We start from the raw sequence: 14,441 nt of genomic DNA, 5'->3' as shown, positions 1-14,441 counted from the left end.
ATTCGCTCTGCTTCCCGACGAAAATCTACACGCCCTGCTCGATCATCCCCTGCAACCGCACCAGCTCCGCCTCGATATCCCGCTCGACATCCGCCGCCCGCATCTCGATCACCCGATAGTCCCTTGCCTCGAGCCACGCCCGCCGCGACGCGCGATCCGCGACGATCGTCTCGTTCTCACCCGTGTTCACCAGCTCGATCGCGATCCGATGCGGGAACGAGACGAAGTCCGGGATGTGCCGCCCCACAGGGGTCTGGCGCTTGAACCCGCCTGCGAAGCGGCGGTCGCGGGTGAGGGCCTGCCAGAGCAGGCGTTCGGCATCGGTCGGATTGCGGCGGAGCAGGCGGGCGAGGCCGCGCACGGTGGAGCCGCTGTCGGGAACGCCGCCGCCCTGACCGTGCTCGGCCAAAAGCGCACGCAGCCGCGTTGCCTGCTCGCCGTCGAGCACGCCGCCCTTGGCCGGGCCCTTGCGCCCTTCCGCGATCGCCATCACCACCCCATGGAGGGTGTGCATGTCCTGCTTGGTCGGCTCCATCCGGGTGAAGATGTTGCGCAGGTTCACCAGCATGGTGTCGCGCTTCTCGGCCGGGCGCAAAAATTCGACCCGGTCGAGTTCGCGGATGAGATTGTCGAAGAAGGCCTGCATCTGATGCTGCGAGGCGCGCTCGGAGCGGTCCGGCATGGCGTGCGGCAACTCGCCGGAGGTCGCCCGCTTGAACCATTCGTAGCCGACCAGCAGCACGGCCTGGGCGAGGTTGAGCGAGGCAAAGCCCGGATTGACCGGAAAGGTAATGATGCGGTTGGCGAGCCCGACCTCCTCGTTAGTCAGCCCCCAGCGCTCCCGGCCGAACAGGATACCGGCCTTGCCGCCCGCCGCGACGTGCCCGGAAATCTCGCTAGCTGCGGCTTCCGGCCCCACCACCGGCTTGGCCTGGTCGTGGGGGCGCGCGGTGGTGGCGAACAGCAGGTCGAGATCGGCGACGGCCTCACCGACCGTGTCGAACAATTCGACCTTGTCCAGAATATAGTCGGCCCCGGCCGCGGCGCGCTGGGCGGCGATGTTGGGCCAGCCGTCGCGAGGATTGACGATGCGCAATCGGCTCAGCGCGAAGTTGCCCATGGCGCGCGCGGCCATGCCGATGTTTTCGCCAAGCTGCGGCTCGACCAGGATGACGATGGGACCGTCGAGGGAAAGGCCCGCCTTGCTCTTGTCAGTCCCCGACATCTCGCTTCGCTTTCACACTGGTTCTCAAGGCCTTGGAGAGGCGCTCTTCATGAATTGATTCAAGGCCGGTCCTGACCTGGTCTCGACCCGGATTTGACCCAGTCTTGGGCCGGCTGCCCGTCCGCCTGTCGTTTGCCTGTCCTGACGAAATTCTCAAGGGAAATAATGGGTTGAATTCGACTTTTGAATCTCGCCTGAAACCTCAGCCCGGTCCCCGCGGCAGGGCTGCTCCCGCCCCCCATCTGCGGAGGCTGGATGAGCTAAAAGTGCATAATCCCTTGGCTTTCGCCCGCTGCTATCAGGTGCTAAGAGGCGGCGGATATTCCCGTGGCGCGCCACAAGCGCCGTTCCGAAGAGGCTTCCCCGATCATGGCAAAAATCAAGGTGTCCAACCCCGTCGTCGAACTCGATGGCGACGAGATGACCCGGATCATCTGGCAGTACATCAAGGACAAGCTGATCAACCCGTTCCTCGATGTCGAGCTGCTCTATTTCGACCTGGGCATGGAGTACCGTGACGAGACCAACGATCAGGTGACGATCGACGCCGCCGAGGCCATCAAGAAGGTCGGCGTCGGCGTCAAGTGCGCCACCATCACTCCGGACGAGGCGCGGGTGAAGGAGTTCAACCTCAAGCAGATGTGGAAGTCGCCGAACGGCACCATCCGCAACATCCTCGGCGGCGTGATCTTCCGCGAGCCGATCATCTGCAAGAACGTGCCGCGCCTGGTTCCCGGCTGGACCAAGCCGATCATCATCGGCCGCCACGCCTATGGCGACCAGTATCGCGCCACCGACATCAAGTTCCCGGGCAAGGGCACGCTGACGATGAAGTTCGTCGGCGAGGACGGCACGGTGATCGAGAAGGAAGTGTTCAAGACCCCGGGCGCCGGCGTCGCGATGCAGATGTACAATCTCGACGATTCCATCATCGACTTCGCCCGCGCGTCGTTGAATTACGGCCTGCTGCGCAACTACCCGGTCTATCTCTCGACCAAGAATACGATCATGAAGATCTATGACGGTCGATTCAAGGACATCTTCCAGGACATCTACGAGCGCGAGTTCAAGAAGGAATTCGACGCCAAGGGCCTGACCTACGAGCACCGCCTGATCGACGACATGGTCGCCTCCGCGCTGAAATGGTCCGGCGGTTATGTCTGGGCCTGCAAGAACTACGACGGCGACGTGCAGTCCGACACCGTGGCGCAGGGCTACGGCTCGCTCGGCCTGATGACCTCGGTTCTCCTCACCCCCGACGGCAAGACAGTGGAAGCCGAAGCCGCCCACGGCACGGTGACCCGCCACTATCGCGAGCACCAGAAGGGCAAGGAGACCTCGACCAACTCGATCGCGTCGATCTTCGCCTGGACCCGCGGCCTGTCGCACCGCGCCAAGCTCGACAACAATGCCGAGCTCGCCAAGTTCGCCAACACCCTGGAGAAGGTCTGCGTCGACACCGTCGAGGAAGGCTACATGACCAAGGACCTCGCGCTCCTGGTCGGCGCCGACCAGCGCTGGCTCTCGACCACCGGCTTCCTCGACAAGGTCGCCGAGAACCTCGGGAAGGCGCTGGCGGCGTAAGCCGTCCGCAATTTCGCCCGACTGGGCCGGACATCATCACGGGCCGCGTCGCAAGCGCGGCCCGTTCGCTTATTTGGACCTTTGCGTGGAGATGCGACCATGTCGATCAAGCTTGCCGTCCCCTGCCTGTTGCTGCTCGCTGGACCGGCTCTGGCCGCCGACCCACTCCCCGACGCCATCGCGGCGCCCGGCGAGAGCGTCGTGCTCAGCGTCCACGCCGAGGGCGCGCAGGTCTATGAGTGCAAGGCCGGCACCGACGGCAAGCTCGCCTGGGGTTTTCGCGAACCGATCGCCACCCTGCTGTCTGAGGGCAAGACGATCGGCCGTCACTATGCGGGACCGAACTGGGAGCATGCCGACGGCAGCGCCGTGGCCGCCAAGGCCGCCGGCAATGCCCCGGGTACCACCGCGGCCGACATTCCCTGGCTGAAGCTGGAAGTGACGACCCACCGGGGCAGTGGCGTCCTCACGCCGGTTACGACGGTTCAGCGCATCAACACCCATGGCGGCAAGCTCGAGGGTTCTTGCGACAAGGCCGGCGATTTCAAGAGCGCGCCCTATTCGGCCGACTACGTCTTCCTGAAGAAAGGCTGAGCGCTCAGCGGTCGGTGCCTTCGCGCTCCGCCTGCGCCAGCTCCGCCACCGCAAGATCGCCGCTGCCCTCCAGCCGCGCCTTTGCCGTCTTGTGGACGTGCGCGGCGAGCGTCGGCATGCGTTCGATCAGGGCGTGAAAGTCCTGGGCGTCGAGCACCAGCAGTCGGGTCTTGCGCGTCGCCGTCACCGTGCCGCTGCGCTTGGTTTTGTGCAGCAGCGCGATCTCCCCGAAGAAGGTGCCATCCGCGAGCCGCACCTGCTGGTTCGGCAGCGCGATCTCGACCTCGCCGGCGGTGATGAAATACATCGACGAAGCCGCATCGCCCCGCCGCACCAATATCTCGCCCTGCTCGATCGTGCGTGCCCGCAGCAGCCGCATGATGTCGGCGATCTCGGATGCGCTGAGATGCGAGAACAGCGGCACCCGCGCCAGCATGCCCCAGGTGACCACAAAGTCGCGCCGCTTCACCTCTTCCGCAAAGGCCGTCGAGATGATCGCGACCGGCAGCGCGATCATGGCAAATCCGCTGATGATGGTGAAGACGGAGATGAACTTCCCGAGCGCCGTCACCGGCACGACGTCGCCATAGCCGACCGTGCCGAGCGTCACGATCGCCCACCACATCGCCTGCGGAATGGTGCCGAGCTTGTCCGGCTGCACGTCGCGCTCGATGGCGTAGAGCAGCGAGGCAAACGTCAGCACCGCGCCGATCAGGATGACGATGCAGCCGATCAGCGCCCGCCGCTCGGCGTGCACGGCCGCGAGCAGCGAACGCATCGCCGGCGAGTAGCGCACCAGCTTGAAGAACGGCAGCACGCCGAGCGCTGCCAGCGTCGCATGCCGGCCGGTGGCGAGCACGACCGCGGCGGGCAGGAACGCGAGGAGGTCGATGATGCCGAGTGCGGAGAAGACATAACTGAGCCGATCCGACAACGCGGACGCCGCGCGCTGGGTATGGCCCGCCACCGTCCACAGCCGCGCCGCATATTCCAGCGCAAACACGATCACGGACAGGATGGTGATCGCCGAAAACAGCGCGCCGAATTCCGCGTCCAGCTCCGGCACCGAGGCAAGGATCATCGCGACCACGTCGACGCCGATGATCAGCTGGATGAAGCGCGACCCGACCGAGTAGGCCAGCGGATCGTGCTCCAGCAATTCGTAGAGGCGATCCCTCAGATCGGGATCGGCTGAGCCACGTCCTCGCGGAACGGGGCGCACCTGCCTACGCGCCGGCCGATTTTTGTTCGATCATGGCTTTTTCGATCGCCGTGAGCGCCGCGCCCGCATTGGCGCCATCGGGGCCGCCGGCCTGGGCCATATCGGGCCGCCCACCGCCGCCCTTGCCGCCAAGCGCCTCGGAGGCGACCTTCACCAGATTGACCGCATTGAAGCGCGAGGTGAGGTCCGCGGTGACGCCAACCACGACGCCGGCCTTGCCATCCTCGGTGACGCCGACGATGGCGACGACGCCGGAGCCGATCTGCTTCTTGCCGTCGTCGGCAAGGCTCTTGAGATCCTTCATCTCGATGCCCTCGACCGCGCGCGCCATCAGCTTGACGTCGCCGACTTCGCGCACGCCTGAGGCCGCGCCGTTGCTCGAAGCTGCACCGCCGCCCATCGCCAGCTTCTTGCGGGCGTCGGAGAGTTCGCGCTCGAGCTTCTTGCGCTCCTCCATCAGCGCGGCAATGCGCGCCGGGACGTCGTCGATCGAGGTGCGCAGCTCGTGGGCCGCGGTCTTCGCCAGCGCCATGGTGTCGTTGGCGTGTTTTCGCGCGTAGTTGCCGGTCAGCGCCTCGATGCGGCGCACGCCGGAGGCGACCGCGCTCTCGCCCGTCAGCGTGATCAGCCCGATGTCGCCGGTGCGCTTCACATGCGTGCCGCCGCACAGTTCGACCGACCAGCCGAGTGCGTTGGCGCCGCGCTCGCGCGCGGTCCGGCCCATCGAGACGACGCGAACCTCGTCGCCATATTTCTCGCCGAACAGCGCGCGTGCGCCGGCTTCGCGGGCCTCGTCCACGCCCATGACGCGGGTCGAGACCTCGTCATTCTCCAGCACCACGTCGTTCGCGATGTCCTCGACCCGCGCGAGCTCTTCCGCCGTGATCGGCTTCGGATGCACGAAGTCGAAGCGCAGCCGATCCGGCGCAACCATCGAGCCGCGCTGGGCGATGTGGTCGCCGAGCACCTGGCGCAGCGCCTCGTGGATGAGATGCGTGGCCGAGTGATGCGCGCGGATCGAAAAGCGCCTGCCGTGATCCACTTCGAGCTGCAGAGCGGTGCCGAGCTTCAGCTCGCCGCTCTCCAATGTGCCGACGTGAACGAAGAAATCGCCGAGCTTCTTCTGCGTGTCAGTGACGCGGAATTTGATGCCGCCCTCGCCGGTCAATACGCCGGTGTCGCCGACCTGGCCGCCGGACTCCGCATAGAACGGCGTCTGGTTCAGCACGATCGCGCCGGTGTCGCCGGCCTTGAGGCTCGTGGCTTCCTTGCCGTCCTTGACCAGCGCGGTCACCACGCCTTCAGCGCTCTCGGTCTCGTAACCCAGGAATTCGGTTGCGCCCAGCTTCTCACGCAGCGGGAACCAGATCGCCTCGGAAGCAGCTTCGCCAGACCCCTTCCAGGATTCGCGCGCCTTGGCCTTCTGACGCTCCATCGCATCGGTGAAGGACGCCTGGTCGACGCTGATGCCGCGCGACTTCAGCGCGTCCTGCGTCAAATCGAGCGGGAAGCCATAGGTGTCGTACAGCGTGAAGGCGACGTCGCCGTCGAACATGTCGCCCTTCTTCAAGGACGCGCTCTTCTCGTCGAGAATGGCGAGGCCGCGCGTCAGCGTCTTGCGGAAGCGGGTCTCTTCCAGCCGCAGCGTTTCCTCGATCAAATTTTCCGCGCGCATCAGATCCGGATAGGCCTGGCCCATCTCGCGCACCAGCGCCCAGACCAGGCGATGCATCAGCGGCTCTTGCGCACCGAGCAGCTGCGCATGGCGCATCGCGCGGCGCATGATCCGGCGCAGCACATAGCCGCGGCCCTCGTTCGAGGGCAGCACGCCGTCGGCGACCAGGAAGGCCGACGAACGCAGATGGTCGGCGATGACGCGGAACGAGGCCACGGTCTTCTCGTCCGGTCCGCTTCCGAGAGCGGACGCCGTCGCGTCGATCAAATGACGGAACAGGTCGGTCTCGAACACGCTGTCGACGCCCTGCATGATGCAGGCCATGCGCTCCAGCCCCATGCCGGTGTCGATCGAGGGACGCGGCAGCGCCACGCGCTCCTCCTTCGTCACCTGCTCGTACTGCATGAACACCAGGTTCCAGAATTCGAGGAAGCGATCGCCGTCCTCCTCCGGGGAGCCCGGAGGCCCGCCCCAGATGTGCTCGCCGCGATCGATGAAGATTTCCGAGCACGGGCCGCACGGGCCGGTGTCGCCCATCGCCCAGAAATTGTCCGAGGTCGGGATGCGGATGATGCGGTCCTCGGAGAAGCCCGCGATCTTCTTCCACAGTCCGGCCGCCTCGTCGTCGGTGTGGTAGACCGTGACGAGCAGCTTGTCCTTCTTGAGCCCGTATTCCTTCGTGATCAGCGTCCAGGCCAGCTCGATCGCGCGCTCCTTGAAATAGTCGCCGAACGAGAAGTTGCCGAGCATCTCGAAGAAGGTGAGATGGCGCGCGGTGTAGCCGACATTGTCGAGGTCGTTGTGCTTGCCGCCGGCGCGCACGCATTTCTGCGAGGTGGTGGCGCGCTGGTAGGGCCGCTTCTCGACGCCGGTGAAGACGTTCTTGAACTGCACCATGCCGGCATTGGTGAACATCAACGTCGGATCGTTGCGCGGCACCAATGGCGAGGACGACACAATCTCGTGGCCGTTCTCGGCAAAGAAGTTCAGAAAGGTCGACCTGATCTCGTTGACGCCGCTCATGTTCATCCAATCGGGTGTGCTTGCACCCGCCTTCCAGCCATCCAAACCGCGAGTTTGGGCTGATATCTGCGGGTCAAAGCGCTTTTAGACAAGGCCAGCTTCGCTGTCCAGAAACTGTGCAGCCAGATCAAGGCGTTGCCGCAGTCGCGTAATCCGTTGGAAAGCCGCCGATGCCGCGTTGACAGGCTTGGCCGGCCTGTGGTCTTTACCCATCTGTATCGTACGGCCACGTCGGGAGAGACCGGCACTGGTAGCCGGCGCCGAAGGAGCAACCGCCCCGGAAACTCTCAGGCAAAAGGACCGCGTGGCTTTGACAGCATCTGGAAAGAGGCGCCGACGGGTTTAGGTCCGGACAGCGTCCGCCGACGGGATAATACTCTCAGGCACAGCGACAGATGGGGCTTCGACTGGTGTCCACGGGAAATCGTTCCCGGGGAACCGCCGAGGGCCCCCCGATGCTTGCGCGTGACGACAAAGACTCCCTGAAACGTACCCCCCTTTACGATCTTCATGTCTCGCTCGGCGGCAAGATGGTGCCGTTCGCGGGCTATGACATGTCGGTGCAATATCCGGCCGGAGTCCTGAAGGAGCACCTTCATACCCGCAACGCAGCCGGCCTGTTCGACGTCTCCCACATGGGCCAGATCGCGCTCCGGCCGAAATCGGGCAAGGTCGAGGACGCCGCCCGCGCGCTGGAACGGCTGGTGCCGCAGGATATCATGGCGATCGCGCCTGGCCGGCAGCGCTACGCCCAATTCACCAATGCCGAGGGCGGGATTCTGGATGATCTGATGGTCGCCAATTTCGGCGATCACCTCTTCCTGGTGGTCAATGCCGCCTGCAAGGCCGAGGACGAGGCGCATCTGCGCGCGAATCTCTCGGACGACTGCGTCATCGAGCAGCTGGCCGACCGCGCGCTGATTGCGCTGCAGGGGCCGAAGGCGGAATCGGCGCTGGCGAAATTATGTGCAGAGGCGCCCGACATGAAATTCATGGATTCCGGCCCGCACAAGGTCGCCGGCCTCGACTGCTTCGTCTCGCGCTCCGGCTATACCGGCGAGGACGGGTTCGAGATTTCGGTTCCTGCCGGCGATGCCGAACGGCTGGCCAAAGCGCTGCTCGACAATCCCGACGTCATGCCGATCGGGCTCGGCGCCCGCGACAGCCTGCGGCTCGAAGCCGGGCTCTGCCTCTACGGCCACGACATCGATACCGCGACCACGCCGGTCGAGGCCGCGCTGGAATGGTCGGTGCAGAAGAGCCGCCGCACCGGCGGCGCGCGCGCCGGCGGCTTTCCTGGCGCTGCGAAGATCCTCGCTCACTTCGATCACGGCGCATCCCGCCGCCGCGTCGGCCTGCGCACCGAGGGCCGCGCGCCGGTGCGCGAGGGCGCGCTGCTGTTTGCGGACGCGACCTCCGGCGAGCCGATCGGAAAGGTCACCTCGGGCGGTTTCGGCCCGAGCCTGAATGCGCCGGTCGCGATGGGCTATGTGCCCACGGCATCGAGCGCGATCGACACAAAACTCTTCGCCGAAGTGCGCGGCCAACGCCTGGCCGTGCAAATCGCCGCCATGCCCTTCGTGAAAAACACCTACAAACGCTGAGGACTGAGAAAATGACCACGACGCTGTACACCTCCGACCACGAATGGCTCGCGATCGACGGCGATGTCGCCACCGTCGGGATCACCGACTACGCGCAGTCGCAGCTCGGCGACGTCGTGTTCGTCGAATTGCCCAAGCTCGGCCGCACGCTGAAGAAGGCCGAACCCGCCGCCGTCGTCGAATCCGTGAAGGCCGCATCGGACGTCTACGCGCCTGTGACGGGCGAAGTGCTCGAGACCAATGCTGCGCTCGCCGCCGAGCCCGCGCTGGTGAACTCGGATGCGCAAGGCGCGGCCTGGTTCTTCAAGATCAGGATTGCCGACAAGAGCGAGCTCGGCGGTCTGATGGACGAAGCGGCGTACAAGGCCCACACGGCGTGAGATGATGCGAACTCCGACCTCATATTCGGTGTCATCGTCCGCCTTGTGCGCACTGCGCACTGGGGCGGACGATCCAGTACGCCGCGGCCCATCGGCCCCAGCCGAAGCGGCTGCGTTTACTGGATGCCCCGCCTTCGCGGGGCATGACGGCGACAAGAACATCTGAAGCGAGGACCCATGATGACCGCGCACCGCAAATCCAATGGCGATACCACCAGCTTCGTTCGCCGCCACATCGGCCCCTCCGCGCGCGACGTCACCGCGATGCTCGAGGCCGTCGGCGCGAACAGCGTCGACACGCTGATGGCGCAGACGCTGCCGGCCTCGATCCGGCAGACCGCCCCACTCGATCTCGGCAAGCCCTTGAGCGAGACCGAAGCGATCGCGCATATGGCCGAACTCGCCGCCCAGAACCAGGTCTTCACCTCGCTGATCGGCCAAGGCTATTCCGGCACGATCCTGCCCGCGGTGATCCAGCGCAACATTTTGGAGAACCCGGCCTGGTACACGGCGTACACGCCCTACCAGCCCGAAATCAGCCAGGGCCGGCTCGAGGCGCTGCTCAACTTCCAGACCATGATCTGCGACCTCACCGGGCTCGACGTCGCCAACGCCTCGCTGCTCGACGAGGCCACCGCTGCCGCCGAAGCGATGGCGCTCGCGGAGCGGCACTCACGGGTCGAAGCAAAGGCCTTCTTCGTCGACAAGGACGTGCATCCGCAGACGCTCGCGGTGATGCGCACCCGCGCGGAGCCCCTGGGCTGGACCCTGGTCGTCGGCGATCCCCTCACCGATCTCGACAAGACGGACGTGCTTGGCGCGCTGCTGCAATATCCGGGCAGTTCAGGCGCTGTGCGCGACCTCAGGCCCGCGATCGCCAGCCTGAAGGCCAAGGGCGCGCTCGCGATCATCGCCGCCGATCTGCTGGCGCTGACACTGCTCGCCTCGCCCGGCGAGCTCGGCGCGGACATCGCCATCGGCTCGGCGCAACGTTTTGGCGTGCCGATGGGCTATGGCGGACCGCACGCGGCCTATATGGCGGTGCGCGATGCGCTCAAGCGCTCGCTGCCCGGCCGCATCGTCGGCCTCTCCGTGGATTCGCGCGGAATGCCGGCCTATCGCCTCGCGCTGCAGACCCGCGAGCAGCACATCCGTCGCGAGAAGGCGACCTCCAACATCTGCACCGCGCAGGTGCTGCTCGCCGTGATCGCCTCGATGTATGCGGTCTATCACGGCCCCGAAGGCCTTTCGCAGATCGCGCGCAACGTGCATCGCCGCGCCGCCGTGCTGGCGGCCGGCCTGCGCAAGCTCGGCTTTACGCTTCAGTCCGACAATTTCTTCGACACGCTCAGCGTGGATGCAGGTGGCAAACGCGCCGAGATCGTCGCGCGCGCCGCTGCCGACAAGATCAACCTTGGCGTCGGCGAAACCGCATTGCGGATCGCGCTCGACGAGACCACCACGCCCGCGACGGTCGAAGCGGTCTGGCGCGCCTTCGGCGGCCAGCTTGCCTATGCCGAGATTGACGCCACCACGCGCGAGGCGCTGCCGGAGGCGCTCAAGCGCGCGACCTCTTTCCTCACCCACCCCGTCTTCCACGCGCATCGCTCGGAAACCGAGATGCTGCGCTACATGCGCAAGCTCAGCGATCGCGACCTCGCGCTCGACCGCGCGATGATCCCGCTCGGCTCGTGCACCATGAAGCTGAACGCGACCACCGAGATGATGCCGCTGACCTGGCCCGAGTTCGGCTCGCTGCATCCGTTCGCCCCGCGCGAGCAGGCACGCGGCTATCACGCGCTGTTCGCGCGCCTGGAGAAGTGGCTGTGCGACATCACCGGCTATGACGCGATCTCGCTGCAGCCGAACTCGGGCGCGCAAGGCGAATATGCCGGGCTTCTGGCCATCCGCGGCTATCACGCGGCGCGTGGCGAGACGCATCGCAAGATCTGCCTGATCCCCTCCTCCGCCCACGGCACCAACCCGGCTTCGGCCGCGATGGTTGGCATGGACGTGGTGGTGGTCGCCTGCGAAAAGAACGGCGATGTCGACGTCAACGATCTCCGCGCCAAGGCGGAAAAGCATTCAAACGACCTCGCCGCTGTCATGATCACCTATCCCTCGACCCATGGCGTGTTCGAGGAGCACATTCGCGAGATCTGCGACATCGTGCATGGCCATGGCGGCCAGGTTTATCTCGACGGCGCCAACCTCAACGCGCAGGTCGGCTTGTCCCGGCCCGGCGACTACGGCGCCGATGTCAGCCATCTCAATCTGCACAAGACCTTCTGCATTCCGCATGGCGGCGGCGGCCCGGGCATGGGCCCGATCGGCGTCAAGGCGCACCTTAAGCCGTTCCTGCCCGGTCATCCCGCGACGGATGGGAAAGCGCCCGTGGGGCCGGTCTCGGCCGCGCCGTTCGGCTCGGCTTCGATCCTCACCATCTCCTACATCTACATCCTGATGATGGGCGGCGAAGGCCTCAAGCGCGCCACCGAGATCGCGATCCTCAACGCCAACTACGTCGCAGCAAGGCTCGATGCGCACTTCCCGGTTCTCTACAAGAACGAAAAGGGCCGCGTCGCGCACGAGTGTATCGTCGATCCCCGCGCGCTGAAGACGACCTCAGGCGTCACCGTCGACGACATCGCCAAGCGCCTGATCGACTACGGCTTCCATGCGCCGACCATGAGCTTTCCGGTGCCGGGCACGCTGATGATCGAGCCGACCGAGTCGGAATCCAAGGCGGAGCTGGATCGCTTCTGCGATGCCATGATCGCGATCCGGAAGGAAATCGCCGAGGTCGAAGCCGGCCGCTTCAAGATCGAGGCGTCGCCGCTGCGTCATGCCCCACACACCGTGCATGACATCGCGGACGACGATTGGAAGCGCGCCTACACCCGCGCCGAGGGCTGCTTCCCCGCAGGCACCTCGCGCACCGACAAATACTGGAGCCCGGTGGGGCGCGTCGACAACGTCTATGGCGACCGCAATCTGGTGTGCTCGTGCCCGCCGGTGAGCGATTACGCGGAGGCGGCGGAGTAAGACGCGACGGAGGTTTCGTAGGGTGGGTTAGCTGGCGGCGGCGCGAAGGCGCAGACCGCCGGCGTAACCCACCGCTTTAGCTTCCGCGGCGACGAACAGTGGTGGGTTACGCCGTGCGAACTGCGCTGCGCGCAGTCGCAGGGCTAACCCACCCCCTACGGCACTGAACGCGCATCTAGGGCGCAACCAACGATCGGCTTTCGCGATCCCACCGCCACAGCCGTTCATTGGTCAGCTCAGTCCCAGCCCACCATCGGTGGATCGGGTTATGACGGAGGAAATCGTCTTCTCCTGCCAGCACCGCCTTCCCAAAATCGGTGAGCGACAAACGGGACTGCTTGTATCGCGCGTGACGGAGAGGATCGTTGTGCATGTCGAGCGTAAACGGCCCCTCGTCGAGCCCCGATATCGCCGGCTCCGGACATCGCACGAGGCCATCGAGCAGCGCTCCGACTTCCCAGTAGTCGAAAACGCGCCGCTCATTGCGTTTCTGCTCACCCGGGAAAACGTCAAAGGGATGCACGTCGCCCGGTGCGATCAACTCCAGCATTCGCGTTTCAGTCGCTCCAAGACCGATGGCGACACTCGGAAGCTCGTCGAGGAGGTCCGCCACACACTGACCGAGTTGCGGCAGCAGGCCTAAATCCGCCTTGAGGAGATCAAACCAGTCCTGCGGCGTCGGCGCGCGATAGGCGCGCCACGCACGGCCGGTCAGATCAAGGTGATCTTTCGTGGGCTTGACGGTCGGCGGGTTGAGCGCTGCAAGTCGCTCGGCATCGGCGCCGCCAACGGAGATGTCCAGCTGACGCATGACGAGCTTGGGAACCGCCGATTTCTCGCGCCAGCAGTAGTCGAGCAACCGGAGCAGAATCAATTGCGCATTCGGCTCTGACTCCATCCACAATTCGACCGAGTCGCATTCAGCGAACAATTCGATCAATCCGCGATCCTTCGCACCCGATCCTTCGAGACGCCAGCGCGGCGTATCATCCAGCCAATGAAGGCCATGTGGCTGCTTGGTGCGTGGCGCAAAAAACGCATCGAGCTCGACATCGGACGGCAACGGTCCCCAGACCAGCCGGCGCTCGATCGCAATCACGAGATCAGCAAGGCCGGCGCGTTGGATCGCGCCGGCGGTGGACGAGTCCGTTGTCACAATGAGCCGCATCATGCCGGTGGCCTCAAGGCTTCGTCAAAGAAGGGCCGTAGCGCCACAGCCGATCGTTGGTCAGCCGCGTGCCGCCCCACCAGCGATCGATTGGATTGTGGCGGCTGAAATCTTCCCTGCCCGCCAGCACCGACCTCCCAAACTCCGTTATCGACAATCTGCTCCGCAGATAAGCCTCATCACGGTCCCTCAGATTCTCTCGGCGGATATTCCGCAGTTCATCGTCGAGTCCGGCAATCGCGGGTCTCGGACCTAGCGCAAGTCCGTGCAGCAACCACCCCAGCTCAAACTCGCTAAAAACACGCGTACGGCGAAGACTACGCAGATGGAACAATGCATTCGTCCGTTCGTAACCCCGTGCAATGAGTTCGAGGAATCGCATTTCCGTCGCGCCGAGCCCCGTTGACGGAAGCTCCGCCAGCAAGTCGATCAAGGCCGGCTTCAGCATCGGCAGGGCACTCAGATCGTTGTCAACGAGGCCGACACAGGCCTCGGGCGTCGGCGCGGCGTAGGCCAGCCAAGCCTTCCTTGCCGTTGCGAGTTCATCCGAGGTGATGTCGACAGCCGGAATGTAGGACAGCGACTTACTAATGTTCGCCGCCTCCTGTGAGATGAGATCGAAGGCAATCAGTCGGAGCTTTGACTTGGCCACGGTCTCTGGGTGGGAGCGGAGATATTCGAGCAGCCAGATCAGCTGGAGCTGATCATTTGGGGTCCGATCGAACCACAATTCGACCAGGTCGTAGGATTGGCAGAACTCGACCAGCGAAAGATGTCTGCGGTCTTCGGCAGCCGACGGCCGGCGTCCAACGAAGTCCGACCAGTGCGTCCCGGACCCGCTCCCCCCGAGCGGGCGGGGACATAGACTGCAAGTTCGTTAAGAGGCGGAGGCCCATCGACAAAGCGGAACGTGAAGGGGAT

General features: G+C 65.1%; 10 protein-coding genes and 1 riboswitch. Of the genes, 5 read left to right on the top strand and 5 right to left on the bottom strand.

What is annotated here, in order from left to right:
- Positions 1-25 precede the first annotated feature (25 nt).
- Positions 26-1,225, bottom strand: a complete 1,200-nt coding sequence (locus IVB41_RS28630; protein ID WP_247437412.1) for a TrmJ/YjtD family RNA methyltransferase — start codon at positions 1,223-1,225, stop codon at positions 26-28.
- Between the two features lie 369 nt (positions 1,226-1,594).
- On the opposite strand from IVB41_RS28630, the gene IVB41_RS28625 reads away from it, so the two are divergent.
- Complete coding sequence (locus IVB41_RS28625) at positions 1,595-2,809, top strand: NADP-dependent isocitrate dehydrogenase (protein WP_027518867.1); 1,215 nt, start codon at positions 1,595-1,597, stop codon at positions 2,807-2,809.
- Between the two features lie 99 nt (positions 2,810-2,908).
- Positions 2,909-3,403, top strand: a complete 495-nt coding sequence (locus IVB41_RS28620) for a DUF3455 domain-containing protein (protein WP_027567646.1) — start codon at positions 2,909-2,911, stop codon at positions 3,401-3,403.
- A 4-nt stretch (positions 3,404-3,407) separates the two neighbouring features.
- On the opposite strand, the gene IVB41_RS28615 is transcribed toward IVB41_RS28620, so the two are convergent.
- Entirely contained in the window at positions 3,408-4,625 is a 1,218-nt protein-coding gene (locus IVB41_RS28615) for a cyclic nucleotide-gated ion channel (protein ID WP_247437411.1), read from the bottom strand.
- Positions 4,626-4,629: 4 nt separating this feature from the next.
- Positions 4,630-7,323, bottom strand: a complete 2,694-nt coding sequence (gene alaS / locus IVB41_RS28610) for an alanine--tRNA ligase (protein ID WP_247437409.1) — start codon at positions 7,321-7,323, stop codon at positions 4,630-4,632.
- A gap of 222 nt (positions 7,324-7,545) precedes the next feature.
- Positions 7,546-7,635: riboswitch (glycine riboswitch) on the top strand.
- A 143-nt stretch (positions 7,636-7,778) separates the two neighbouring features.
- Between alaS and gcvT the strand changes: the two genes are divergently transcribed.
- The 3 genes from gcvT to gcvP all read left to right on the top strand — a co-directional run bounded on the left by gcvT (position 7,779) and on the right by gcvP (position 12,352).
- Positions 7,779-8,927, top strand: coding sequence for a glycine cleavage system aminomethyltransferase GcvT (gcvT, locus tag IVB41_RS28605; RefSeq protein WP_247437407.1), 1,149 nt, complete (start codon positions 7,779-7,781; stop codon positions 8,925-8,927).
- An 11-nt stretch (positions 8,928-8,938) separates the two neighbouring features.
- Positions 8,939-9,307, top strand: a complete 369-nt coding sequence (gene gcvH / locus IVB41_RS28600) for a glycine cleavage system protein GcvH (protein ID WP_247437404.1) — start codon at positions 8,939-8,941, stop codon at positions 9,305-9,307.
- 180 nt (positions 9,308-9,487) lie between these two features.
- Complete coding sequence (gene gcvP / locus IVB41_RS28595; protein ID WP_247438222.1) at positions 9,488-12,352, top strand: aminomethyl-transferring glycine dehydrogenase; 2,865 nt, start codon at positions 9,488-9,490, stop codon at positions 12,350-12,352.
- 175 nt (positions 12,353-12,527) lie between these two features.
- Here the strand turns inward: gcvP and IVB41_RS28590 are convergent, their stop codons facing one another.
- Positions 12,528-13,523: a hypothetical protein gene (locus IVB41_RS28590; protein WP_247437401.1), complete on the bottom strand. Its 996-nt coding sequence runs from the start codon at positions 13,521-13,523 to the stop codon at positions 12,528-12,530.
- A gap of 10 nt (positions 13,524-13,533) precedes the next feature.
- Positions 13,534-14,250, bottom strand: coding sequence for a hypothetical protein (locus IVB41_RS28585; RefSeq protein WP_247437399.1), 717 nt, complete (start codon positions 14,248-14,250; stop codon positions 13,534-13,536).
- Positions 14,251-14,441: the final 191 nt, after the last annotated feature.

This window comes from Bradyrhizobium sp. 44 (assembly GCF_023073095.1).
Lineage (GTDB): Bacteria > Pseudomonadota > Alphaproteobacteria > Rhizobiales > Xanthobacteraceae > Bradyrhizobium.
Note: the sequence above shows the minus strand (reverse complement) of the source record. Positions and strands in the feature narration are given on the sequence as shown.